This window comes from Sedimentitalea sp., assembly GCF_039973035.1.
GTDB lineage: Bacteria > Pseudomonadota > Alphaproteobacteria > Rhodobacterales > Rhodobacteraceae > Sedimentitalea.
In genome coordinates this window covers 125078-147004 of the sequence record NZ_JBDWLR010000088.1, presented here as the reverse complement: position 1 = coordinate 147004, position 21927 = coordinate 125078, and the positions used below count along the sequence as shown (strand labels likewise).

Genomic DNA, 21927 nt, shown 5'->3' with positions numbered 1-21927 from the left:
GCCATGCTCGGACTTAACAAACGAGACACAAGCCTGCTGATCGTGGTCGCCATCCTGACCATGTTCGCCCCTATCCTTCTGAACCCCTTCCCCGAAGGATCAGCCATGGCGCAATTCAACGCGGGATACCCCGACCTGATGCAGCGCTTTGTGATCTTTGGCATCTTTGCGGTCGGGTTCAACATTCTCTTTGGCCTGACCGGCTATCTGTCCTTTGGTCACGCGGCCTTTCTCGGGGTCGGCTCCTACTCGGCGGTCTGGATGTTCAAGCTGCTCAGCATGAATGTTGTTCCCGCGATCCTGCTGGCGGTCATCGTCTCCGGCCTGTTCGCGGTGGTGATCGGCTATGTTTCGCTGCGCCGATCAGGCATCTATTTCTCGATCCTGACGTTGGCCTTTGCCCAGATGTCCTTTGCGCTGGCCTATTCCGTTCTGACGCCGATCACCAATGGCGAAACCGGGCTTCAAGTTTATAATGACGATCCGCAGTACTTGATGGGGCCGAACAGTCCCAAGCTGACCAACCTGTTTGGACTGGAAATGCGGTCGACCTATACGCTGGATGTCGGTCCTTGGTCCTTTGATTTCAACGCCGGCTATTACCTCTGCGCGATCATCATGCTGATCGTCGTCTATCTCGCGATCCGCATCTTCCGCTCGCCTTTTGGTCTGATGCTCAAGGCTGTGAAGTCAAACCAACAACGGATGAACTATACCGGGCTCAACACCCGTCCCTACACGCTGGCGGCCTTCGTGATTTCCGGCATGTATGCCGGATTGGCCGGCGGGCTGATGGCCTCTATGGATCCACTTGCCGGGGCTGAGCGGATGCAGTGGACTGCCAGCGGCGAAGTCGTTCTGATGACCATCCTTGGTGGTGCTGGTACCTTGATCGGCCCGATCCTTGGTGCGGGCTTTATCAAGTACTTTGAGAACATCTTTTCCAAGATCAACGACACCGTCCTGCATCAATGGTTCAGCGTTCTGCCCGATGGCCTTGAAGACGCACTGGTGTTCATCGTGCACCCATTCATCGGCAAGGGCTGGCACCTGACCCTCGGCATCCTGTTCATGCTGGTGGTGATCTTCCTGCCCGGCGGGTTGGTCGAAGGTGGTCAACGCATCGCAGCCTGGTGGCGCGGCAAGCGGTCTGGCACCAAAGGTGACAACGCCAAATCCACTGAGCCAGCGGAATAAGGAGACGACACATGAGTATCCTTGAAGTCAAAGGCGTCAACAAACGCTTTGGTGGTCTGCAGGCCCTTGGAGATGTGAACCTCTCGGTGGCTGAAAACACTGTGCACGCGATCATCGGCCCCAACGGCGCGGGCAAATCGACCCTGCTCAACTGCCTAGTGGGCAAGCTGATCCCCGATACCGGCAGCGTCCTGTTTGATGGCCAATCGGTTCTCGGACTGGCGCCCTATGAAATCAACCAGATGGGCATTTCCCGCGTGTTTCAGACTCCGGAGATCTTTGGCGATCTGACCGTCATGGAAAACATGATGATCCCCTGTTTTGCCAAGCGGGACGGATCGTTCGAAATGAACGCCATCGTGTCGATCCCGTCGCAAACGGACGTGGTGGAAAAAGCCGAAGCGATGTTGATCGACATGAACATGATCGACAAACGTGACATGCATGCAGCTGCAATGTCCCGTGGTGACAAACGGCGTCTGGAAATCGGCATGTGCCTGTCGCAGGAACCCCGCCTGCTGTTGCTGGACGAACCGACGGCCGGGATGGCACGGGCCGACACCAATAACACCATCGACCTGCTCAAGCAGATCAAGGAAGAACGCGACATCACCATCGCCATCATCGAACATGACATGCACGTGGTGTTCTCGCTCGCTGACCGGATCACGGTTCTGGCGCAAGGCACCCCATTGGTCGAGGACGCCCCCGAAAACATCCGGGGCAACCCCAAGGTCCGCGAAGCCTATCTCGGCGAGTCGGCGTAAGGAGTCAGACACATGAACGTCAAACCGGACTTTTCCAAAAACGCCAATCAGGCAACAACCGCGCCAGCCTTTCTCTCGGTCTGGGATCTGCATGCCTACTATGGTGAAAGCTATATCGTTCAGGGCATCAGCTTTAACGTCCACGAAGGCGAGATCCTTGCGCTCTTAGGCAGAAACGGCGCGGGCAAGACATCGACCTTGCGCTCTATCGCGCGCCTTGGCGATCCACAGGTGCGCCAGGGCGAAATCTGGCTGGACCATCAGCCGTTGCACAAAATGGCCAGTTACGAAGCAGCGTCCGTCGGACTGGGCCTCGTACCAGAAGACCGCAGGATCATCGCCGGCCTCACTGTCGAGGAAAATCTGAAACTCGCCCAGATCGCACCGCCGATCGGTTGGTCGATTGAGCGGGTCTATGATCTGTTCCCCCGTCTGGGCGAGCGCCGGATGCAAGAAGGCGTGACGCTGTCTGGTGGTGAACAACAGATGCTGGCCATCGCCCGGGCGCTGACGCGGGACATCAAGGTGCTCTTGCTGGATGAACCCTATGAAGGGCTGGCACCGGTGATCGTGGATGAGATCGAAAAGACGCTGATCCACATCAAGGAACAGGGCATGACCACCGTTATCGTCGAGCAGAACGCCGTCCGCGCGCTCGAACTCGCGGATCGTGCGGTCATTCTGGACACCGGCGGTATCGTCTTTGATGGATCTGCCGCAGAGGTTCTTGAAAACGAAGAACTTCGCTCCGAGTATCTGGCGATCTGAACCGTCTGCGGTTCAAACCACCCCGCCGCACGACCAACTAGCCGACAAGACGCGGGCCCCTTACGGCCCGTGTTGGTAGATCGTATCCTTTCGGTCGGCACTAGCATCAACAAGAGGTCCGTTTTGAGTACATTTTGCAACAATTCTGCATACCAGCGAATGTCCGCATAGATAAATTAGGTTTCGGATTAATGACTTGCTCTAAGCTGGCCGCGTTAGCTGTCGTCGTTCGCAAGCACGAACTGCTACTTGTTCGTAGAAAGAATGAACCCGACGCGGAGCTTTGGGGGTCCCAAGCGGTTATGTCGACTTGGTGAAAGCACAGGTGCCGCAGCCTGTCGCGAGCTGTTTGAATAAACAACCGTTCATGCCAAACCATCACGTACTTTTATCGGCCTAGATACGATCATTACGAATACCCAAGGCAGCACGGGATTTCACCTATATTTGGTCGCTGTGGCACGTGACTATATTTCCGGCGAGCCAGCCGCGAGAGATGATATCTCTGAAGGGCAGCTTCAACTCAGCCAAGATATAGATACAATGCTTGAAATGACCCTCAGGCATCAAACAATGGAGCTCTCAACATGAAGAAGACCGTACTTATTAGCGGAGGCTCCAGAGGGATCGGCAGGGCCACGGCTATCGCGATGGCTAAAAAGGGATGGCAAGTCGCCTACACGTTTCGTTCCGGTATTGAGGCGGCGAAGCAAACTAAGATGTTTATCGAAGATACTGGCGGCAAAGCCTTTTTGATCCAAGGTGATACATCAAGTGAGGCAGATGTATTGGCTGCGTTTGATGAAACCCATAAGTTCTTTGGCAGTCTTGATGCTGTCGTCGTGAACGCAGGTGTCGTCGCGCCGTCGATGCCGTTATCTGAAATGCCAATCGAGCGTCTTCAGATGATGTTCAATACAAACGTTTTGGGATCATTTCTCTTCGCACGCGAAGCGTCTCGGCGGTTGCCGAGCCAAAAGGTTGGTAAGACCGGGTCTATCGTCCTGGTATCTTCCGCTGCCGCACGCCTCGGATCTCCCTTTGAGTATGTTGACTACGCTGCGAGTAAAGGAGCCATGGACACTTTGACATTAGGATTATCCAAAGAGCTTGCCAGTCAAAACATCCGAGTAAATGCCGTTAGGCCAGGACTTATCGAAACGGAAATACATGCGAGCGGTGGGCAGCCGGACCGTGCTGAACGACTTGGCCAGAATGTCCCGATGGCGAGACCTGGCACAGCACAAGAGATCGCCGATGCGATTGCCTGGCTTTGCAGCGACGAGGCGTCTTATTGCACTGGTAGCATCCTTGACATCGCTGGTGGCCGATAATCACTTCTGTTGAAAGCCGGCATTGGCTACGCTTATAAAATGTCCGGCTTGTCCCACACTGCCGACATTCGGGGCGATTCACGATTCGGTAAAACAATGCGGGCACGCAGATATAAGATCAGTACCAGTTGCGAAAAAGGGTGCTGTATTGGCCCACCTTTCACAGCGCAATACGGGCGATTTTCCTAAACTTGCTTAAAGGTGATGACGTGTGTCGCCTTCAGATTTTACCATTTGATAACCCACCCCGGGACAATCTGGACATTGGGTGAGGGCTCCACAAATGAATGGAGCAATCAAATGAATATCTCGATTGCGCTGCCGGCAATGGCGCCACAATCAACAGGCCATCCGGCCTCGCTGCCACCTGATCCTGTTCAGCCAGACATTGCGAAAACCGTAACTCCTGCTTCCGATGGCGCAGCATCTGGGCAGACCGGACAACGACAGACCGGGAATGGCGATCAACAGGAAACCGCGCCCCCGTCCGCAATTCAGATCAAGATCATGGAGATGCTGGACCAGCAGGCGCGTGAACTGGAACAGCAGCCGGAGCCATAGGACACCCTATTGCGCGGTCCATCCTCCATCTATCGGGATTGCCGCGCCTGTGAGGTTATGCGCCAACGGACTACACAGCCACAACGCCAGCGCGCCGATTTCCGAAGGGTCGGACCCGCGCAGGCTGGGTTGTTTTTCCTTCAGCAGGTCGGCGATCACCGCGTCGCGATCACCACCGAACGCATCAAGGCGATCGGCAATCTGCGGCTCGATGATTGCTGTGTTGGTCCACCCCGGACAAATACAGTTGACGGTCACGCCCCCCTTGGCGCGGTCTCCCTTTGCCGCGTGCTCTAGTGCGGCAACCTTGGACAATCCGACCAACCCATGTTTCGCCGCCACATAGGGTGCCTTGTACTTGCTGGCCACAAGTCCATGCACAGAAGAAATATTGATGACGCGCCCATAACCACGCCGGACCATCTCGGGCAATGCCGCCTGCATCGTGTGAAACGCAGCACTCAGGTTGACCGCGAGGATCGAATCCCATGTCTCGGCTGGCATCTTGGTCAACGGTGCGGTGTGTTGGATTCCCGCGTTGTTCACGAGGATATCGGCACCACCCCAATAGGAAACGGCACGCATCAGATCGCCGATTTCCTCGGGGTTGCGCAGATCACCCGGAAAAAACTCTGCCTGTGGCGCACCCACCTGAGTCAGATGCGTGCAAACCTCATTGATCTGTGCATCGCCAGCCAACCCATGCAGCGCGATCCGCACACCTGCCCCAGCAAGCGCCTCGGCGATCGCGAGGCCAATGCCCTGCACTGATCCCGTGACCAGCGCCGTCTTACGTGACAAATCCGTCATTTGCTGTCCTCCAATGCCTTGCGCAGCTCAGTCTTGAGTACTTTGCCATAGTTATTCTTGGGAAGTTCATTGAGCGTGATGTACTCCTTGGGCCGTTTGAACCGTGCGATATTGTCGATGCACAAACGGTCGAGGTCCTCGGGCGATGCAGTTCCCACAACAAAGGCCACGACGCTTTCGCCCCATTCGGGATGTGGACGCCCCACCACCGAAACCTCGCGCAGTTCGGGATGTGTCAAAAGCACCTCTTCGACCTCACGCGGATAGACGTTCGACCCGCCGGTTATGATCATGTCCTTGGAGCGGTCCTGCATGGTCACGTATCCATCCACGTCCATAAACCCCATGTCTCCTGTCATCAGCCAGCCATTGATCACGGTTTTCTCGGTTGCCTCCGGGTTTTCCCAATACCCCGGCATGACAACGTCACCGGAAACCATGATCTCTCCGTGGGTGCCTGCAGGAACCGGCATGCCCTTCGCATCTCCGATGCGGACCTCGACTGGCGTTTGCGCGCGGCCCACACTGGCCAGCCGCTCGCGCCATCGCGGATGGGTCCGATCAGTTACATCGTGACGGGATAAGGCCGTGATCCCCATCGGGCATTCCCCCTGACCATAAATCTGAACAAAGATCGGCCCGAAGTGGTCAACGGCTTCGATAATGTCGGCGTTATACATCGGCCCCCCGGCGTAAACGACAGTGCGCAGCCCCTCGCCGGTTTCGCCTGTGGCCATTGCCGCCTCTGTCATGCGCTTGACCATAGTGGGGGCCGCGAACATCTGGCTGCGCCCGAAATGCCGGGCAAGGTCAAAGATTTCAGCAGGTTCAAACCCGCCGGATACCGGGCAGACGTGGCGTGCGCCGTTCAGCACATGGATCATGTTATAGAGGCCCGCACCATGGCTCATCGGAGCGGCGTAGATCACTGCGTCATCGGCGTTTACCGTATCGACGTCGACCGAATAGGCCAGCGACACCGCGATCAGCATCCGATGAGTGATCATCACGCCTTTGGGTCGCCCTGTGGTGCCGGAGGTATAAAACAACCATGCCAGATCATCGGCGCTGCGCCAGACTGGCGTCTCGACAGGGTCGGCCTCAAACACCTGTCCGTAGTCCACGCCGCCGGCGACGACGACGCGGCAGGCAACCTGCGCATCGGTCAGAGAATCAGCCAGCGCCGATGTCGCAACGACCAAAGACGCGCCCGAATCCTGCAAGATATAGGCCGCTTCGCGCCCGTGCAGCTTGGCATTGATCGGAACTGCGACCGCACCAGCGTACCAGATGCCAAATTGGACGATGAGGTAGTCCGGGCAGTTCTTCATGAACATCGCGACGCGATCGCCCGGCACAATGCCCTGCGCTTGCAGCCATCCCGCAACCCGCGCCGCACGAACATGAAATCCGCCATAGTCCGCGACATGCTCGTTGCCCAGAAACAACGCAGGCCGGTCCGGATGCGCCTGCGCCTGCCGGGACAACCAGTTACCAAGGTTCATGTTACCCACCCTCTGCCATGATCGTGTCTGTAACATGTATCCGGATTTGCGCCGCGCTGACCACCGTCGTGTCGCAGGTGCCAGATCAGATGTTTCTTAGCCGTTCGCATTTTCAAGGAGACAAAGGCAGGCATGAAACCGGCGCAAATGATCCCAGCGGGACCATCCAGAAGCCGTCGCGACGCCAGCACTGGCAATTTTGCCAATTAGTCGCCATGTTGTGCAGAATGAACGGTGCTTTTCACAGGCAAGAGCTTGCCCTATAAGCGCCGACACGAAAAACCCGCGGGACAGGCGGGCACAGCAGAACCGGTCGAGGACATCATGACAGACACCAAACACGAGTCGGACGTGGCATTCATCAAGGCGCTTGCCGAATTGCTGCGAGAAAACGACCTTACGGAAGTGCAGGTCAAACGTGACTATGGCGAAGATGACAGCCTGAATGTCCGTGTCAGCCGCGTGACACCCGCAGCCCCGGCGCCTGTGCAGATGGCCATGCCAGCGGCGCCTGCGGCGCTCGCAGCTCCGGCGGCTCCTGCCGTGGCCGAAACGGCCGAAGACCCGGCCAGCCATCCCGGTGCGGTCCTGTCACCGATGGTCGGAACGGTCTATATGCAGCCTGAACCGGATGCGCCCGCCTTTGTCAGCGTCGGCGCCAGCATCTCCGAAGGTGATACACTGCTGATCGTAGAAGCGATGAAGACCATGAACCATATCCCGGCCCCCAAATCTGGCACGGTCAAGCGGATCCTGGTCGAGGATGGTGCCGCAGTGGAATACGGCACCCCGCTCGTCATCATCGAATAAGGCAGTCTCATGTTTGACAAGATCCTAATTGCCAATCGCGGGGAAATCGCCCTTCGTGTGGTCCGTGCCGCGCGCGAAATGGGCATTGCCTCGGTCGCGGTTCATTCGACTGCGGACAGCGATGCCATGCATGTGCGCATGGCCGATGAATCGATCTGTATCGGCCCACCGCCAAGCGGCCAAAGCTATCTGTCGCTGCCGGCGATCATCTCGGCCTGCGAAATCACCGGCGCGCAGGCGATCCACCCCGGTTACGGCTTTCTGTCTGAGAATGCGAATTTTGTGCAGATCGTCGAAGATCACGGGCTGACCTTTATCGGCCCCACCGCCGAACACATCCGCATCATGGGCGACAAGATCACCGCCAAGGACACGATGAAGGCGCTTGGCGTGCCTTGTGTGCCCGGCAGCGAAGGCGGCGTGCCGGATCTGGCCACCGCTGAGCGGATCGGCGAAGAGATCGGCTATCCGGTGATCATCAAGGCCACCGCAGGTGGCGGCGGCAAAGGCATGAAAGTGGCCGCAACCGCCGCCGACATGGAGCGCGCATTTCAGACTGCGCGGGCCGAGGGCAAAAGCAATTTCGGCAACGATGAAGTTTATATCGAGAAATACCTGACCACACCGCGCCATATCGAGATTCAGGTCTTTGGCGACGGCAAGGGCAAGGCCGTGCATTTGGGTGAACGGGATTGTTCGCTGCAAAGGCGGCATCAGAAGGTCTTCGAAGAAGCCCCCGGCCCTGTGATCACCCCCGAGGAGCGCGAAAGGATCGGCAAGGTCTGCGCCGATGCCGTCGCCCGCATCAACTATATCGGTGCGGGAACCATCGAGTTTCTTTATGAAAATGGCGAGTTCTATTTCATCGAGATGAACACGCGACTGCAGGTCGAACACCCGGTGACCGAGGGCATATTCGGTGTCGATCTCGTGCGCGAACAGATCCGTGTGGCCGCCGGATTGCCGATGTCGTTTACCCAGGACGATCTGGTCATCAATGGTCACGCGATCGAAGTGCGGATCAATGCCGAGAAACTGCCAAACTTTTCGCCCTGCCCCGGCAAGATCACCCAGTATCACGCCCCCGGCGGATTGGGTGTGCGCATGGATAGCGCGCTCTATGACGGCTATTCGATCCCACCCTATTACGACAGCCTGATCGGAAAGCTGATCGTGCACGGTCGTGACCGCCCCGAAGCGTTGGCGCGTTTGAACCGGGCCTTGGGCGAGCTGATTGTCGATGGGGTGGACACCACCATCCCCCTGTTCATTGAACTGCTCGAAGAGCCGGACATCCACAGCGGCAATTATAACATTCACTGGCTGGAGCACTGGCTGGAAACGCATCTGGCCGACGGATAACCCCCCGGCGGCCCGGTGGCTTCGGTGAGACGCGGATGACACTGACACCCGAGCTTTTGTTGCGCGGCTATACCATCGGAATTTTCCCGATGGCCGAGCATCGCGATGATGCCGAGATTTTCTGGGTTGATCCCAAGCGTCGCGGCATCATACCGCTGGACGGGTTTCATATATCACGATCCCTGCGCCGTCGCCTGTTGCGGTGCGGGTTCGACATCCGGATCGACACCGCTTTTGCCGACGTTGTCGATGGCTGTGCAGATCGGGCCGAAACATGGATCAACGCGGAAATCCGCCAGCACTATATCGCGTTGCATCGGGCAGGATACGCGCATTCGCTCGAAGTCTGGGACGGCACCGATCTGGTTGGCGGTGTCTATGGCGTAACGGTCGGAGCTGCGTTCTTTGGCGAAAGCATGTTCTCGCGGCGGACTGACGCCTCAAAGATCGCACTTGCGTATCTGGTCGACCGGCTGCGTCAGGCAGGATTTCAGCTGTTTGACACGCAGTTCCTGACTGAGCATCTTGCGTCACTCGGGGCAGTCGAGATACCACGTGGCAGCTATCATGAACGGCTTGATGAGGCGATTGCGCTACACGCCGACTTTGGCGGCCCGCCGGTTCCAACCGCTCAGGACGTGATACAGCGCAATACCCAGACATCATAGCGGCTGTGATCCAGCGCATTCAGCGCCGGGGAAGATGCAATCATCCAGCCCTGAAAATCGACCTCCGAAGCATCGATATCGCGGATGATCAGAAAGGCAAAAGCATCGCCCGTTGGGTTCTCCGCGGGATAGCGGCAATCGGCAAGCTCGACGGTCAGACCAAAGGCATCCACCGCCCCGCCAGAAGGCACCGTGATATCAATGGTTTTCCCATCAACCTTGTCCAGAGCACGCAGAACCGCACCGGGAGCCGATACGGCATTCTGATGCTGCGCCGCCAACGGCGACGCCATAACAGCGCTTAGCGCCAGCGCGATCAGATTTCGGATCACTCGTCGCCTCCGCTGCCTGCCACAAACTTGACCAACAGCGAAATCAAGCTCACAGCCCCTTGGGTGTCTTCGATCGCGTCGCCGGCCTCGAAAAAGAACGGTGAGCCACCCGGCATGATTTCAACGAAGTTGCCGCCGAGAAGCCCCTCGGATGAAACGATTACCGCGCTGTCATCCGGTACCGGAATGCCCTCGAGTACAGAGAACGTCGTGTCCGCGCGATAGGTTTCTGGGTTTAGTTCCACCTCGGTGACCGTGCCGATCTTGACCCCGGCCAGCCGGACATCGGTGCCGACACTGACGCCTTCAAGCGAGCGGAAACTGGCGTTCAGCTCATAGCCTGCCCCAGAGCCTGACAGCCCGGTTGCCTGACCGGCATAAAGGGCAAATGCCACCGCCCCGGCCAGAACTGCGCCGCCGACGGCGATTTCGGTTGTGTTGTGCGACATGTCGCGCTCCGTTGATGTGCCGAGTTTACTCGGGGCTCCACGCCTCGTAATCGCGCCGCGGCGCAGGTTCCGCCCGGCGGATCGATCCGGACGGTGCATAGGCAAGCGCGGTTCCGGTCAGGTTTTCCTGATGCGGGATTTCCCAAGGCTTGTGTGCAAGGGGTTTATCAGTTGGCGGCTCATCCCACGTGTGGTGCAGCCAGCCATGCCAATCAGGGCTGACCCGGCTTGCCTCGACTTCGCCGTTGAAGATAACCCAGCGTTTGCTGTCATCAGCATTGCGGTAGAACACGTTGCCTTGCTCGTCTTCACCCACCTTGACGCCCTTGCGCCATGTAAAGATCTGGGTGTTCAGGGTCTGCCCGTTCCACCAGGTCACCGCGCGCAGTAGAGAGTTGAGAATGCCCATGAAAGCCTCCGAGAATTCGTTCCTGATATGACGCATCCCGCGCTAAAGGTCCAGTGTCACCGATCGCGCAAGGCCCATTGCCGCAATTCTTCGCCTTGCCAGATGCGCGCGCTGACTTTTGCGTTTCTGCCGCGCCGCAACAAATGACGAGACTTCAGAGGCTTCACAGCTTGATTTCCCCTGCCAAGCTCGTCACCTTGCCCACGCGACAGCCACAGGAACTCTCATGACCAACACCAGAATCGGAATCATTGGCGGCTCGGGGCTCTACGAAATTGACGGGCTGAAAGACGCCGAATGGCAACAGGTCGATAGTCCTTGGGGCAAACCGTCTGACGCCATTCTCACCGGGGTTCTCGATGGGGTCGACATGGCGTTTCTGCCGCGTCACGGTCGCGGCCATGTCCATTCGCCCAGCACCGTTCCGTATCGCGCCAATATTGATGCGCTAAAGCGGTTGGGTGTGACGGATGTAATCAGCGTTTCTGCCTGCGGTTCGTTCCGTGAACAGATGGCACCCGGCGATTTCGTGATCGTGGATCAGTTTGTTGACCGCACGTTTGCGCGCGAAAAATCATTCTTTGGCACAGGCTGCGTCGGCCATGTAAGCCTCGCCCATCCGACCTGTCCGCGCCTTGGAGATGCCTGTGAAACTGCCGCACGCGATGCCGATATCACCGTTCATCGTGGCGGCACCTATCTCGCGATGGAGGGGCCGCAATTCTCGACCCTCGCGGAATCGCGCATGTATCGCGAAAGCTGGGGCTGTGACGTGATCGGCATGACCAATATGCCCGAGGCGAAGCTCGCCCGCGAAGCAGAGCTTTGCTATGCATCGGTCGCTATGATCACCGACTATGACAGCTGGCACCCGGATCACGGCGAAGTCGATATCTCGGATATCATCGCGACGTTGACCGGGAACGCGGACAAGGCCCGATCACTTGTCCGTCGCCTGCCTGACCTCTTGGGATTCGAGCGCGAGCCCTGCCCGCATGGCTGTGACCGCGCACTTGAGTACGCGATTCTGACTGCGTCCGACGTACGCGATCCTGCGCTGGTGGCCAAACTGGACGCAGTTGCAGGCCGCGTGTTGTAGCACCTCGGACGTGCAAAGCGATCGAAGGGTCAGCTGTCGGCAGCTTCCGTTGGAGGTTCGCTGTCTTGCCCCGCAAAGTCGCGCGGCTCGACAACTCCAAGGGCACGGCGCAACGCCACATCCCACGGCACGCCGATATCAGCCGGGCAGCTCTGCATCTCAATCTGCTTGGCGGCCGCACTTTTTTCCGGCCCACAGCGTTCAAAGACCGTTTCCGGAACCATATTGGAGAAGCTCGCGAAATTGAATGCGCTTAGTTCAGGCTTGCTTTCGGGAATCAAAGAACTGCGGACCGTACAGACGCGCTGGCGACGATTAAGATGGCTGGCCATCCTGCATTCGCAAAACTTCGGCGTCTCAGCATGTTCGGTATCCTTGCGGATCTGGGTCATCAGGCCAGCGAGCCGCAGCTGAGCGGTCTGCTTGCCCACGTCGGTCTTCATGAGCTCGACCAAGGACGTGGTGTCCTGAAGCGATGCGCCGCCAGCTAAGAGGCCTAAGAAATCGGGCATCAATTCCCGCATGGAATTGGCATATATCGCGTCGACGCGAACCTCGCTGACGAAATCTTCATTCAGCTTCAGACCACAAATCCATTTGAATCGAATCGGCTGGCGTGCACCGCATTGACATCAGACCGCCGCTCTGGCCATCTGGACAGCGCAACAACTACTGGACAGATCATGCCGATTGACCTCTGGCTGACCTTCGTCGTCGCCTCCACTGCATTGCTGCTGATTCCAGGTCCGACTGTGCTCTTGGTACTGAGTTATGCCCTATCCAAAGGACGCAGCGTCGCACTTGCTTCGGCGGGTGGTGTTGCCTTGGGTGATCTCATCGCGATGAGTGCCTCGCTCGCCGGTCTGGGCGCACTGGTCGCTACCTCTGCCACTTTGTTCTCGATACTGAAATGGGTGGGGGCGGCGTATCTCGTCTGGCTGGGCATCAAACTGCTGCGTAGCGCGCCTTCTGAAGGGCTGGACACCATCACAACCGAACGCGAGGTTACGCCGCGCAGCGTCTTTACCCACGCGGCGGGTGTGACCGCGCTGAACCCGAAATCCATCGCGTTCTTCATCGCCTTTGTCCCGCAGTTTCTGCAAACCGGGTCGCCGATGCTTCCGCAGTTTGCCATTCTCATCAGCACCTTCGTCATGCTCGCGGCGCTAAACGCCTTGGCCTATGCGCTGTTGGCGGACAAGTTGCGGCAAACCGTGCGTAAACCGGCGGTGATCACGGCGCTCACGCGCAGTGGCGGTGTGACTCTTATCGGGATGGGCCTGTTTACCGCATTGCTGCGCCGACCCACCTGAACCACAAGCTTGCGCAAGGCTGCGCAATAGGCCAAACGCATGGCGACTTGCAGCAAACGGGAACCGTCATGCCCAGAAACACCTCTGTCCGCGACTATATCCGCACAGTCGTCGATTTCCCCAAGGAAGGGATCATGTTTCGCGACGTGACCACGCTGTTTGCGGACCCGCGCGGTTTTCGCATGGCGATCGACCAGATGCTGCATCCTTATGCAGGCGAGCGGATCGACAAGGTGGTCGGGCTTGAGGCCCGGGGCTTTATCCTCGGCGGCGCAATTGCGCACCAGCTTAGCGTGGGATTTGTGCCGATCCGCAAGAAAGGCAAGCTGCCTGGCACCACGATCAGTCAGGACTACAAGCTGGAGTATGGCGAGGCGATTGTCGAAATCCACGATGATGCAATTCAGGCCGGTGAAAAGGTCTTGGTGGTCGACGATCTATTGGCCACTGGCGGCACAGCTGCGGCGGGCATCAAACTGATCGAGCGGCTTGGCGGCGAGATCATCAGCTGCGCCTTTATCATTGACCTCCCTGATCTTGGAGGGCGCAAGGTTCTCGAAGAACTCGGCATGGATGTGCATGCCCTCTGTGCATTCGAAGGCGACTGATCGCGCCCGATCTGAACGATATCACAGTTTTTCCATCACGTAATGTTGATTGGAAAACGAACGACCTCGTTACTTAGGCGCCGATGGCGCCAAGTCAAGACAATCAGCATCGGAAAATCGGTGATCCAATTTTGGTGCCGGGGCGTATTCCTTTCAATGTCACACACGGCATTGCTCAACAGCTTGAGGATTACACCCATGTTTCGCAAAACCGCTTTCTCTCTGACTGCTGCCATGATGATGGCGGGTGCCGCCCTTGCCGGCGGCCATTCCAAAGACATCGTCGACACTGCCATCGGTGCAGATGATTTCAATACACTCGTGGCCGCAGTACAGGCCGCTGGTCTGGTGGATACCCTGAAAGGCGAAGGACCGTTTACAGTGTTTGCGCCAACAGACGCAGCGTTCGCAGCATTGCCGGAAGGCACGGTCGAGATGCTTCTCAAACCAGAGAACAAGGACCAGTTGGTTGCGATCCTCACCTATCACGTTGTGGCAGGCAAGGTGATGTCAAGTGACCTGAGCGACGACATGGCGGCCACAACCGTTCAGGGCGGCGACATCATGATCGACCTCGACAACGGCGTCATGGTTAACGATGCAACCGTCGTCTCGGCAGATATCGAGGCCGACAACGGTGTTATTCACATCATCGATAAGGTGATCATGCCCAAGTGATCACGCGCATCGCCGCGTGGCGACCCCTCATCTAGCCACGCACGATCAACCGGCGATCCGAAAGGCTCGCCGGTTTTGTTATGGGCCGAGCACGGCGCCTGGGTTCATGATGCCGAGAGGGTCCAGCGCCTTCTTTATCACGCGCATCGCCGCGAGCTTGACGGGATCACCATATCTTTCGAGATCATCGACCTTCATCCGCCCGATCCCGTGTTCGGCACTGATTGAACCGTCACATGCCGCGACGAGATCATGGAGAGCACGCTTGATCGCACCGCTTTGATGTTTGTACGCCTCCCGGTTCGTGCCTTTTGGTGGGAACACGTTGTAGTGCAGGTTGCCGTCCCCGACATGGCCAAAGCAGTTGATGCGAAGGTCTCCGAACCCGGAAACCAGCTCACGGCCCTTCTCGATGAAGTCAGGCAGCGCGCCCAACGGGATGGAGACATCATGGCTCGACACTGACCCGATCAGGCGGTTGGCCTCGGGCAACTGCTCGCGTACGGTCCAAAAGTCTTCATGCTGCGTCTCTGACTGCGCGATGAGGCCATCCTGCACCAAACCCGTTTCAAGTGCCTCTTCAAACAGACTGGCCAACTGCTCTTGCGGGTCCACTGCCGCAACGAGACCAAGTTCGATCAACACACACCACTCCGGCGGCTCACGGAAAGGTTGCCGAATATCTGGCAGCGTTTCGGTCAGAAACTCAAAACCTTGCCTGTGCAAAAGTTCAAAGGCGCTGACACCCTCGCCAAGCCTCTCGCGTGCGAGTGACAGCAATTCGATCGCAGCGCGCGGCGATGGAACAACCAAGATCGCTGTCCCGGTCGAGGCAGGGATTGGTGCCAGCTTGAGTGCCGCGGCGGTAATCACGCCAAGCGTTCCTTCGGAGCCGATCAAGAGATTGCGCAGGTCATAGCCGGTGTTGTCCTTGCGCAGCCGCGTCAATCCGTTCCAAATCTGCCCATCCGGCAACACCGCCTCAAGCCCAAGGCACAGATCCCGCGTATTCCCGTAGCGCAGAACATTCACGCCGCCCGCATTGGTCGCAAGGTTGCCTCCGATCCGCGCGGATCCTTCGGACGCGAGCGACAGGGGAAACAGACGTCCCGATGCGCGCGCCGCCGCCTGAACGTCGGCCAAAACCGCGCCAGCCTCTGCAACAATCACGTTTTCCTCGGGATAAACCGCGCGGATGGCCGACATACGCTCCAGCGACAGGATCAGGGGGGCAGGTCCGTCCGGCTTCACCTGAGCCCCGACCAATCCGGTTCCCCCGCCATAGGGTACAACCCCGACGCGTGCTGCATTGGCCGCTTTGATCAGGGTCGAAACCTCATGCGCATTGCGCGGGCACGCCAGCAGACCGCCCTGCCCGTTCAAACGGCCGCGCGGCTCTTCCAGATAGCGCGGCTCAACAGGGCGAAATACGTCCGTGGATATCGACCCATTCAGGGACGCGACAAAATGATCGTCGGCGGGATTGAGGCTCATCCAGCGAACCTCGCGTTCGAATCAATCCTGGTCCGACAGGTACGCCGGCTCAAGAACCACGACCGTCGGGCGGTCAGGCAAGTCCCGCAAAGACAATTCAATATGGGATATACCGGGGCGCTGAATAGCGAACTCATCTGTCATGCCACCTAGAAATGAATCGAGCGTGTAACTGCTGAACCAGTGCATCGGGATGACCACCGAGGATTTCAGCCGTTTCAGGATACTGATCATCTCAGGCAGCGGCAACGTCATACCGCCATCGACTGGGGCCATGACCACATCCAGTCGCCCGATTGCCGCGAATTGCTCATCATTCGGCACATGGTGCAAATGACCGAGATGGCCGATGCACAATCCTGCGACCTCGAAGATGAAGATCGAATTGCCTTTTTCCTCTATCCCGCTGAATTGCGAGCGGATGTCGGTCGACACGTTGCGCACAAGCATTTCGCCCAGATCGAGATGATGCTCGATCCCTTCTCCGAACGCGCCCCAACCGGGCAACACATGTGGGATCGCCGGATCGGGAAAGGCCGTCCAATGGGTATCATGGGCGTGATTCATCGTAACAACGTCGGGGATCATGTTGGCAGAGCCGATAAAGCCGGTGAAATCGGTGACGGCATTCAGCCCAGCAGGCGTTTGCAGAAGGAAGCTGGCATGGGCGACATATGACAAACGCACGGAGTATTCAGGCACAGGCTCCTGCCACGCGGCTTTGTGCACAAAGGTCATACCCGGCGTCGCATCCGCGATGGCGATACAATGGCTTGGTCGTCGGTCCTGCGCGTAAAGCGGGGCACAGAGCAACATCGGAAGTATCAAGGATAGAGCGCGTAGTACCATCATGAGCAAAGAGGATAGAACGTGCGGGTCGAAAGTCAGCCCCTCATCCTCAATTTTCGGGTGTGCGCCCCTGCTTCCTAGCCCGCGTCGGTCCGCCCGCGCCGATCACTGCGCAAGGATGCATATAAAACATGCGTCCGCCAACGCCCGTTGATCTGCAAGTATGACTGCGCAACGCCTTCGTATTTGAACCCGGACTTTTCCAGCAATCCGCGCGAGGCGGCGTTTTCGGGCAGGCACGCGGCCTCGATCCGGCTAAGATCAAGTTGCGAGAACGCGTAATGGACCACTGCCCCGATAGCTTCGCGCATGTATCCCTGCCGCGCGAACGGTGCACCCGTCCAATAGCCAAGTGTCCCGGCCTGTGCTGGCCCACGCCTGATATTGTCCAGCGTGATCGCCCCAACCAGAGACTGGTCGTCGCGTCGGAACAGGAACAATGGCACCGCCGACCCGTTGCCAATGGATCGCTGCGCCCAATAGACCCTGTTGGTGAACCCCTTACGGCTCAGGTGGTCGCTGGCCCAGACCGGCTCCCATTGGGTGAGGAAATCACGGCTGGCGTCGCGCATGGCAGACCAATTTCGAAAATCCGAATGCACCGGCGGGCGCAGGGTCAGACGCTCGGTCTCGAGCTTGAGCTTGCGTTTGGCCAGAAGCATCAGACCGGCATCAGGCTGCGCGCCTTCCCTGCAAATCTGCCAATGTGGGCGCGCTGTCGATCGGCCCATACAGTGCCAGCGCCGCTGGCGCGTTGGCCGCGATTGTCTCGGCAAACTCTCGAACGTCACCGGTTGATACCGCATCAATGCGGGCAATGGTGTCCTCGAGCGGCGGAACCACGTGCCAGATTTGAACCAACCGCGCCAATCGTTCCGCCCGATTAGAGGGGCTCTCCAATCCCATCAACATCCCGGCCTTCATCTGCGCGCGAGCACGGGCCACTTCCTGTGGGCTCATGTCTTCGGTTGCGCGCTTCATCTCGTCAAAAGTGATGTTGGCCAGTTCGCCAATCTGCGCCGCACTAGTTCCGGCATAGATGGTGGTCGTCCCAGTATCCGCATAGGCACCAGTCTGGGCAAAGATCGTATAGCAAAGCCCGCGTTTTTCGCGAATCTCCTGAAACAGGCGAGACGACATGCCGCCGCCCATCGCGCTGGAGTAAATCTGGGCGGTATAAATCGCATCGTCGCGGTAGCCCGGGCTTTCAAAGGCAAGTGCGAAATGTGCCTGTTCAAGTTCCTTGGAGCGTCGGGTTTCCCCGCCGGTAAACCGCGCGGTTTCGGCGACAAGATCCGGTTTCGGCTGCAAGTGACCAAACAGCTCCTCAGCCATGCGCACGATTTCAGCGTGATCAACCGCGCCAGCGGCCGACAGGATCATCTGGCCGGGCCCGTAATGCTCGGCCACAAAATCAGACAGGTCCTCGCGTGAGAAATTGCTGACGCGTTCGGTCGGTCCCAGAATCGTTCGGCCCAAAGGCTGATCGCGATAGCTGTCTTCCTGCAACCAATCGAAAATCACATCGTCAGGGGTGTCATGGGCCTGACCGATTTCTTGCAGGATCACACCGCGCTCGACCTCGATCTCATTCGGGTCAAAGATCGGATTCAACACGATGTCAGAAATCACATCCATTGCCAGCGGAACATCACTCTGCAAAACGCGAGCGTAATAGGCGGTGACTTCGCGACTGGTATAGGCGTTGATATAGCCCCCCACATCCTCGATGGCCTCGGCAATTTGCACGGCAGTGCGCTTGCGGGTTCCCTTGAACGCCATGTGTTCCAGGAAATGCGCGATGCCATTCTGTTCGATCCGCTCGTGGCGCCCGCCTGCGGACACCCAGATACCAATAGCGGCAGATTGCAGGCCCGGCATGTGTTCGCTGACGATGCGAAAACCGTTGCCCAATGTGTGTTGTTCGACCGTCACTTGGCGATGTGTCCTTTGATAAAGTCCTTCATGGCGCCGAGATCATTGGCGATCCGCGTCACCCGTTCCGGCCTGTCATACAGATCGGACATGCGCGGGGGAAGAGGTGGATGTATGCCGCTGGCCTGCTCGACCGCCGCCGGGAACTTGGCCGGGTGGGCTGTGGCAAGCGTGATCATCGGCACGTCAGTCGCGCGGTGTTCATTGGCGACCTTCACCCCGACCGCAGAATGCGGACACAAAAGTTCTGTGCTTTGTGTCAGCGTTTCGGCAATGGTGGCGAGTGTTTCGTCTTCAGAAGCCCGGCCCGATGCAAAATGCTCTTGCAGATAACCGAGCGCACCTTGCGAGATGTCAAAACCGCCTTGCTTGAGTTCGTCCATCAATTGCGAAACCGCGCGCCCGTCGCGGCCATAGGCGTCAAACAATACCCGCTCGAAGTTCGAGCTGACCTGAATGTCCATCGATGGGCTGATCGACGGATGGGTTGGCCCCTTGTGATACCCCTGCCCGCTCAGGCACCGATGCAGGATATCGTTCTGGTTGGTCGCAACGACCAGCTGATCAATCGGCAAACCCATCTGTTTCGCGATATAGCCCGCGAAGATGTCGCCAAAATTGCCGGTTGGCACTGTAAAGCTGATCTTGCGCTGCGGCGCACCGAGGCTGACGGCGGAGCTGAAATAATAGACCACCTGCGCCAGAACTCGCGCCCAGTTGATCGAATTGACCCCGGCGAGTTGGACCCCGTCGCGGAAGTCAAAATCATTGAACATATCCTTGAGCGCGGCCTGACAATCATCAAAGTCACCATCCACCGCAAGCGCGTGCACGTTTGCCTCGCTGGGTGTGGTCATCTGGCGGCGCTGCACTTCGCTGACGCGACCATGCGGGAACAGGATGAACACATCCGCGTTGGACAGCCCCCTGAACGCCTCGATCGCAGCGGACCCGGTATCGCCGCTGGTGGCGCCGACGATGGTGACGCGATCACCACGCCGGGTCAGGGCCGCCTGAAACAGCTGACCGATCAACTGCATCGCAAAGTCTTTGAAGGCCAGTGTCGGGCCGTGAAACAGTTCGAGCAGGAAATGGTTTGGGGCAAGTTGCACCAGCGGTGCGCGCGCCGCGTGCCCAAACCCGGCATAGGCACGGTCGATGATTGCGCGAAACTCATCATCGGTAAACGTATCGCCGATAAATGGCCGCATGATGCGAAACGCGGTTTCTTCATAGCTGAGCCCCGCAAGCGCGGCGATTTCGTCGGGGGTCATCTGCGGCACCTCGGCTGGCACGTAAAGCCCTCCGTCGCGGGCCAGACCGGACAGCATCGCCTCTTCAAAGCTCAGTTCAGGCGCGGTGCCGCGCGTGGATACGTATTTCATTAGCCTCGGCTCTCGGGTTTTGCGCGGGTGCGCCACAGGAAATATGCGGTCATCGCAGCCCAGATCAGGGCCAGTGAAAACCAGGTGATTGCGTACTGCAAGTGATCGTTGGGCACACCGACAGTATCAACAGGCAGCGGCGTCATGTTCGGATCGGTCTGGGACCGGGCAATCAGAAGGACAGGTTCAGTCCCCAGTGCCGCCGCCATGCCTGGAACATCGCGCGCAAACCACGTGTTTGCGGCCACATCCGGTTCAGGGGTATAGCTGTCGATCTCGTCAGGCCAATGCAGATTGCCAATCACCGTCATCGGTCCGGTCTGGCGGGCCTTGTTTTTTTCTTCGGTCGGGACAAAACCGCGATCAAGCAGGATCAGGCGACCATCCTCGGTCTGAAACGGCGCGATGATGCGATAGCCGGGACCGACATGTTTGACCGACACCAACACATGCAGTTCAGTGTCAGACACCGTGCCGGAGACTTCGACCGGCAAGTATTTGTCGGCATCCGGGTCCGGGGCCACAGGCAGGGCAACGGGCTCGGCTGATATCTGGCTGTCAATTTCGGTGAGAACTTCCTGTTTCCAGCCCAGTCGCTGAATCTGCCACGTGCCGAGCCAGACCAGGATTGCGCACCCGGTCATGCCAAAGAACACCAGAAAGACAACACGAGCCATCGCCGGCAACATCCTCGAAAACGAAATGGCGCGCGGATCACCCGCGCGCCATGCTTGATACGTTCTGTCAGCGGATTTTCAACCGCAATCGACCTAGCCGAGGTGCGAAGTGCCCCAGATGTAGACAACGAAGAACAGGAACAGCCAAACCACGTCCACAAAGTGCCAGTACCATGCGGCAGCCTCGAACCCGACATGCTGTTTCGGGGTGAAATCGCCGCGCATGGCGCGGATCAGACAAACGAACAGGAAGATAGTACCGATGATCACGTGGAAGCCGTGGAATCCGGTGGCCATAAAGAAGTTCGAATAAAAGATATCTTCGCCGAATTTCCAGCCTTCATGCAGCAGGTGGATGTATTCGTAGGCCTGCAAGGCGGTAAAGGCGACACCCAGTACAACGGTCAGAGCCAAACCTGCGATCAGGTCCTTGCGCACGTTTCCGTGGATAAGCGCATGGTGCGCCCAGGTCACGGTACAGCCCGACAGCAGCAGGACAACCGTGTTGATCAAGGGCAGATTGAACGGGTCAACAGGATATATGACAGGCACGACGTATTCGCTGCCTGCGTATTCATGCATCGAATAGATCAGATGCTTGAAGACCGACCAGAACCACGCCGCGAAAAACATCACTTCGGACATGATGAACAGGATGAACCCGTACCGCAGACCGATCTGCACAACCGGCGTGTGATCGCCGATATGGCTTTCATGAACGACTTCGGACCACCAGCCGAACATGGTGTAAAGAACGCCGGCAAGACCGATCCAGAACAAATACGGCGTGACCGAGTGCATCCACAGAACGGCGCCGAACAACATGGCGAACCCAAAAGCCGCCCCCAGCAGCGGCCAGATGGAAGGGTGCAGAATATGGTAATCGTGGTTCTTTGCGTGTGCCATTGAGTGTCCCT

General features: G+C 58.1%; 25 protein-coding genes. 12 read left to right on the top strand and 13 right to left on the bottom strand.

What is annotated here, in order from left to right; genetic code table 11:
- Nucleotides 1-3 precede the first annotated feature (3 nt).
- From ABJO75_RS22905 to ABJO75_RS22885, 5 genes are all read left to right on the top strand, one after another.
- On the top strand, nucleotides 4-1197 hold the full coding sequence (locus ABJO75_RS22905) for a branched-chain amino acid ABC transporter permease (RefSeq protein ID WP_348126284.1): 1194 nt from the start codon (nucleotides 4-6) through the stop codon (nucleotides 1195-1197).
- Between the two features lie 11 nt (nucleotides 1198-1208).
- The gene (locus tag ABJO75_RS22900; protein WP_348126282.1) at nucleotides 1209-1964 is read left to right on the top strand and encodes an ABC transporter ATP-binding protein; all 756 of its coding nucleotides are present in this window, start codon (nucleotides 1209-1211) and stop codon (nucleotides 1962-1964) included.
- Between the two features lie 12 nt (nucleotides 1965-1976).
- Complete coding sequence (locus ABJO75_RS22895; protein ID WP_348126280.1) at nucleotides 1977-2732, top strand: ABC transporter ATP-binding protein; 756 nt, start codon at nucleotides 1977-1979, stop codon at nucleotides 2730-2732.
- Between the two features lie 587 nt (nucleotides 2733-3319).
- The gene (locus ABJO75_RS22890; RefSeq protein ID WP_348126278.1) at nucleotides 3320-4066 is read left to right on the top strand and encodes an SDR family oxidoreductase; all 747 of its coding nucleotides are present in this window, start codon (nucleotides 3320-3322) and stop codon (nucleotides 4064-4066) included.
- A gap of 300 nt (nucleotides 4067-4366) precedes the next feature.
- A complete protein-coding gene (locus ABJO75_RS22885) occupies nucleotides 4367-4627 on the top strand; it encodes a hypothetical protein (RefSeq protein WP_348126276.1) in 261 nt (86 codons plus the stop codon).
- Between the two features lie 6 nt (nucleotides 4628-4633).
- Here ABJO75_RS22885 and ABJO75_RS22880 read toward each other — a convergent pair whose 3' ends face one another.
- Nucleotides 4634-5437, bottom strand: a complete 804-nt coding sequence (locus tag ABJO75_RS22880; RefSeq protein WP_348126274.1) for a 3-hydroxybutyrate dehydrogenase — start codon at nucleotides 5435-5437, stop codon at nucleotides 4634-4636.
- Nucleotides 5434-6942, bottom strand: a complete 1509-nt coding sequence (locus ABJO75_RS22875) for an AMP-binding protein (protein ID WP_348126272.1) — start codon at nucleotides 6940-6942, stop codon at nucleotides 5434-5436. Before ABJO75_RS22875 ends, ABJO75_RS22880 begins: the two co-directional genes overlap by 4 nt.
- Before the next feature lie 324 nt (nucleotides 6943-7266).
- Between ABJO75_RS22875 and accB the strand changes: the two genes are divergently transcribed.
- The 3 genes from accB to aat are packed head-to-tail and all read left to right on the top strand — an operon-like array spanning nucleotide 7267 to nucleotide 9782.
- Nucleotides 7267-7752 (top strand): acetyl-CoA carboxylase biotin carboxyl carrier protein, encoded by a 486-nt coding sequence (accB, locus tag ABJO75_RS22870; RefSeq protein WP_348126270.1) that lies wholly within the window; start codon nucleotides 7267-7269, stop codon nucleotides 7750-7752.
- A 9-nt stretch (nucleotides 7753-7761) separates the two neighbouring features.
- Complete coding sequence (gene accC, locus ABJO75_RS22865; RefSeq protein WP_348126268.1) at nucleotides 7762-9114, top strand: acetyl-CoA carboxylase biotin carboxylase subunit; 1353 nt, start codon at nucleotides 7762-7764, stop codon at nucleotides 9112-9114.
- A 35-nt stretch (nucleotides 9115-9149) separates the two neighbouring features.
- Nucleotides 9150-9782: a leucyl/phenylalanyl-tRNA--protein transferase gene (gene aat, locus ABJO75_RS22860; protein WP_348126266.1), complete on the top strand. Its 633-nt coding sequence runs from the start codon at nucleotides 9150-9152 to the stop codon at nucleotides 9780-9782.
- Here aat and ABJO75_RS22855 read toward each other — a convergent pair.
- The 3 genes from ABJO75_RS22855 to ABJO75_RS22845 are packed head-to-tail and all read right to left on the bottom strand — an operon-like array spanning nucleotide 9746 to nucleotide 10972.
- The gene (locus ABJO75_RS22855; protein WP_348126368.1) at nucleotides 9746-10075 is read right to left on the bottom strand and encodes a DUF2155 domain-containing protein; all 330 of its coding nucleotides are present in this window, start codon (nucleotides 10073-10075) and stop codon (nucleotides 9746-9748) included. The genes aat and ABJO75_RS22855 overlap by 37 nt on opposite strands.
- A 35-nt stretch (nucleotides 10076-10110) precedes the next feature.
- On the bottom strand, nucleotides 10111-10563 hold the full coding sequence (gene mlaD, locus ABJO75_RS22850) for an outer membrane lipid asymmetry maintenance protein MlaD (RefSeq protein ID WP_348126264.1): 453 nt from the start codon (nucleotides 10561-10563) through the stop codon (nucleotides 10111-10113).
- 25 nt (nucleotides 10564-10588) lie between these two features.
- Nucleotides 10589-10972 carry an NADH:ubiquinone oxidoreductase subunit NDUFA12 gene (locus ABJO75_RS22845; RefSeq protein WP_348126262.1) on the bottom strand — a complete coding sequence of 128 codons (384 nt, stop codon included), beginning with the start codon at nucleotides 10970-10972 and terminating at the stop codon, nucleotides 10589-10591.
- Between the two features lie 226 nt (nucleotides 10973-11198).
- Between ABJO75_RS22845 and ABJO75_RS22840 the strand changes: the two genes are divergently transcribed.
- Nucleotides 11199-12071 (top strand): S-methyl-5'-thioadenosine phosphorylase, encoded by an 873-nt coding sequence (locus ABJO75_RS22840; protein ID WP_348126260.1) that lies wholly within the window; start codon nucleotides 11199-11201, stop codon nucleotides 12069-12071.
- Nucleotides 12072-12100: 29 nt separating this feature from the next.
- Here ABJO75_RS22840 and ABJO75_RS22835 read toward each other — a convergent pair whose 3' ends face one another.
- On the bottom strand, nucleotides 12101-12595 hold the full coding sequence (locus ABJO75_RS22835) for a hypothetical protein (RefSeq protein ID WP_348126258.1): 495 nt from the start codon (nucleotides 12593-12595) through the stop codon (nucleotides 12101-12103).
- 159 nt (nucleotides 12596-12754) lie between these two features.
- On the opposite strand from ABJO75_RS22835, the gene ABJO75_RS22830 reads away from it, so the two are divergent.
- From ABJO75_RS22830 to ABJO75_RS22820, 3 genes are all read left to right on the top strand, one after another.
- Nucleotides 12755-13384: a LysE family translocator gene (locus tag ABJO75_RS22830; RefSeq protein ID WP_348126256.1), complete on the top strand. Its 630-nt coding sequence runs from the start codon at nucleotides 12755-12757 to the stop codon at nucleotides 13382-13384.
- Nucleotides 13385-13452: 68 nt separating this feature from the next.
- Nucleotides 13453-13992: an adenine phosphoribosyltransferase gene (locus tag ABJO75_RS22825; RefSeq protein ID WP_348126254.1), complete on the top strand. Its 540-nt coding sequence runs from the start codon at nucleotides 13453-13455 to the stop codon at nucleotides 13990-13992.
- A 198-nt stretch (nucleotides 13993-14190) separates the two neighbouring features.
- Complete coding sequence (locus ABJO75_RS22820; RefSeq protein ID WP_348126252.1) at nucleotides 14191-14670, top strand: fasciclin domain-containing protein; 480 nt, start codon at nucleotides 14191-14193, stop codon at nucleotides 14668-14670.
- Nucleotides 14671-14748: 78 nt separating this feature from the next.
- On the opposite strand, the gene ABJO75_RS22815 is transcribed toward ABJO75_RS22820, so the two are convergent.
- The 7 genes from ABJO75_RS22815 to ABJO75_RS22785 all read right to left on the bottom strand — a co-directional run bounded on the left by ABJO75_RS22815 (nucleotide 14749) and on the right by ABJO75_RS22785 (nucleotide 21916).
- Nucleotides 14749-16164 carry an FAD-binding oxidoreductase gene (locus tag ABJO75_RS22815; RefSeq protein ID WP_348126250.1) on the bottom strand — a complete coding sequence of 472 codons (1416 nt, stop codon included), beginning with the start codon at nucleotides 16162-16164 and terminating at the stop codon, nucleotides 14749-14751.
- A gap of 21 nt (nucleotides 16165-16185) precedes the next feature.
- Nucleotides 16186-16980, bottom strand: a complete 795-nt coding sequence (locus tag ABJO75_RS22810; RefSeq protein ID WP_348126248.1) for an MBL fold metallo-hydrolase — start codon at nucleotides 16978-16980, stop codon at nucleotides 16186-16188.
- Nucleotides 16981-17090: 110 nt separating this feature from the next.
- Nucleotides 17091-17675, bottom strand: a complete 585-nt coding sequence (locus ABJO75_RS22805; RefSeq protein ID WP_348126246.1) for a GNAT family protein — start codon at nucleotides 17673-17675, stop codon at nucleotides 17091-17093.
- Between the two features lie 10 nt (nucleotides 17676-17685).
- Nucleotides 17686-18948, bottom strand: a complete 1263-nt coding sequence (locus ABJO75_RS22800) for a pitrilysin family protein (RefSeq protein ID WP_348126244.1) — start codon at nucleotides 18946-18948, stop codon at nucleotides 17686-17688.
- Nucleotides 18945-20333, bottom strand: coding sequence for a threonine synthase (thrC, locus tag ABJO75_RS22795; RefSeq protein WP_348126242.1), 1389 nt, complete (start codon nucleotides 20331-20333; stop codon nucleotides 18945-18947). Before thrC ends, ABJO75_RS22800 begins: the two co-directional genes overlap by 4 nt.
- Entirely contained in the window at nucleotides 20333-21010 is a 678-nt protein-coding gene (locus ABJO75_RS22790; RefSeq protein WP_348126240.1) for an SURF1 family protein, read from the bottom strand. Before ABJO75_RS22790 ends, thrC begins: the two co-directional genes overlap by 1 nt.
- 93 nt (nucleotides 21011-21103) lie before the next feature.
- Nucleotides 21104-21916, bottom strand: a complete 813-nt coding sequence (locus tag ABJO75_RS22785; RefSeq protein ID WP_348126238.1) for a cytochrome c oxidase subunit 3 — start codon at nucleotides 21914-21916, stop codon at nucleotides 21104-21106.
- Nucleotides 21917-21927 lie beyond the last annotated feature (11 nt).

What these genes read in the sequence shown, in the direction of transcription:
- ABJO75_RS22905 (WP_348126284.1), top strand. Translation starts at nt 4, where the DNA reads ATGCTCGGACTTAACAAACGAGACACAAGCCTGCTGATCGTGGTCGCC.
- ABJO75_RS22900 (WP_348126282.1), top strand. Translation starts at nt 1,209, where the DNA reads ATGAGTATCCTTGAAGTCAAAGGCGTCAACAAACGCTTTGGTGGTCTG.
- ABJO75_RS22895 (WP_348126280.1), top strand. Translation starts at nt 1,977, where the DNA reads ATGAACGTCAAACCGGACTTTTCCAAAAACGCCAATCAGGCAACAACC.
- ABJO75_RS22890 (WP_348126278.1), top strand. Translation starts at nt 3,320, where the DNA reads ATGAAGAAGACCGTACTTATTAGCGGAGGCTCCAGAGGGATCGGCAGG.
- ABJO75_RS22885 (WP_348126276.1), top strand. Translation starts at nt 4,367, where the DNA reads ATGAATATCTCGATTGCGCTGCCGGCAATGGCGCCACAATCAACAGGC.
- ABJO75_RS22880 (WP_348126274.1), bottom strand. Translation starts at nt 5,437, where the DNA reads ATGACGGATTTGTCACGTAAGACGGCGCTGGTCACGGGATCAGTGCAG.
- ABJO75_RS22875 (WP_348126272.1), bottom strand. Translation starts at nt 6,942, where the DNA reads ATGAACCTTGGTAACTGGTTGTCCCGGCAGGCGCAGGCGCATCCGGAC.
- accB (WP_348126270.1), top strand. Translation starts at nt 7,267, where the DNA reads ATGACAGACACCAAACACGAGTCGGACGTGGCATTCATCAAGGCGCTT.
- accC (WP_348126268.1), top strand. Translation starts at nt 7,762, where the DNA reads ATGTTTGACAAGATCCTAATTGCCAATCGCGGGGAAATCGCCCTTCGT.
- aat (WP_348126266.1), top strand. Translation starts at nt 9,150, where the DNA reads ATGACACTGACACCCGAGCTTTTGTTGCGCGGCTATACCATCGGAATT.
- ABJO75_RS22855 (WP_348126368.1), bottom strand. Translation starts at nt 10,075, where the DNA reads ATGGCGTCGCCGTTGGCGGCGCAGCATCAGAATGCCGTATCGGCTCCC.
- mlaD (WP_348126264.1), bottom strand. Translation starts at nt 10,563, where the DNA reads ATGTCGCACAACACAACCGAAATCGCCGTCGGCGGCGCAGTTCTGGCC.
- ABJO75_RS22845 (WP_348126262.1), bottom strand. Translation starts at nt 10,972, where the DNA reads ATGGGCATTCTCAACTCTCTACTGCGCGCGGTGACCTGGTGGAACGGG.
- ABJO75_RS22840 (WP_348126260.1), top strand. Translation starts at nt 11,199, where the DNA reads ATGACCAACACCAGAATCGGAATCATTGGCGGCTCGGGGCTCTACGAA.
- ABJO75_RS22835 (WP_348126258.1), bottom strand. Translation starts at nt 12,595, where the DNA reads ATGCGGGAATTGATGCCCGATTTCTTAGGCCTCTTAGCTGGCGGCGCA.
- ABJO75_RS22830 (WP_348126256.1), top strand. Translation starts at nt 12,755, where the DNA reads ATGCCGATTGACCTCTGGCTGACCTTCGTCGTCGCCTCCACTGCATTG.
- ABJO75_RS22825 (WP_348126254.1), top strand. Translation starts at nt 13,453, where the DNA reads ATGCCCAGAAACACCTCTGTCCGCGACTATATCCGCACAGTCGTCGAT.
- ABJO75_RS22820 (WP_348126252.1), top strand. Translation starts at nt 14,191, where the DNA reads ATGTTTCGCAAAACCGCTTTCTCTCTGACTGCTGCCATGATGATGGCG.
- ABJO75_RS22815 (WP_348126250.1), bottom strand. Translation starts at nt 16,164, where the DNA reads ATGAGCCTCAATCCCGCCGACGATCATTTTGTCGCGTCCCTGAATGGG.
- ABJO75_RS22810 (WP_348126248.1), bottom strand. Translation starts at nt 16,980, where the DNA reads ATGTTGCTCTGTGCCCCGCTTTACGCGCAGGACCGACGACCAAGCCAT.
- ABJO75_RS22805 (WP_348126246.1), bottom strand. Translation starts at nt 17,675, where the DNA reads ATGCTTCTGGCCAAACGCAAGCTCAAGCTCGAGACCGAGCGTCTGACC.
- thrC (WP_348126242.1), bottom strand. Translation starts at nt 20,333, where the DNA reads ATGAAATACGTATCCACGCGCGGCACCGCGCCTGAACTGAGCTTTGAA.
- ABJO75_RS22790 (WP_348126240.1), bottom strand. Translation starts at nt 21,010, where the DNA reads ATGGCTCGTGTTGTCTTTCTGGTGTTCTTTGGCATGACCGGGTGCGCA.
- ABJO75_RS22785 (WP_348126238.1), bottom strand. Translation starts at nt 21,916, where the DNA reads ATGGCACACGCAAAGAACCACGATTACCATATTCTGCACCCTTCCATC.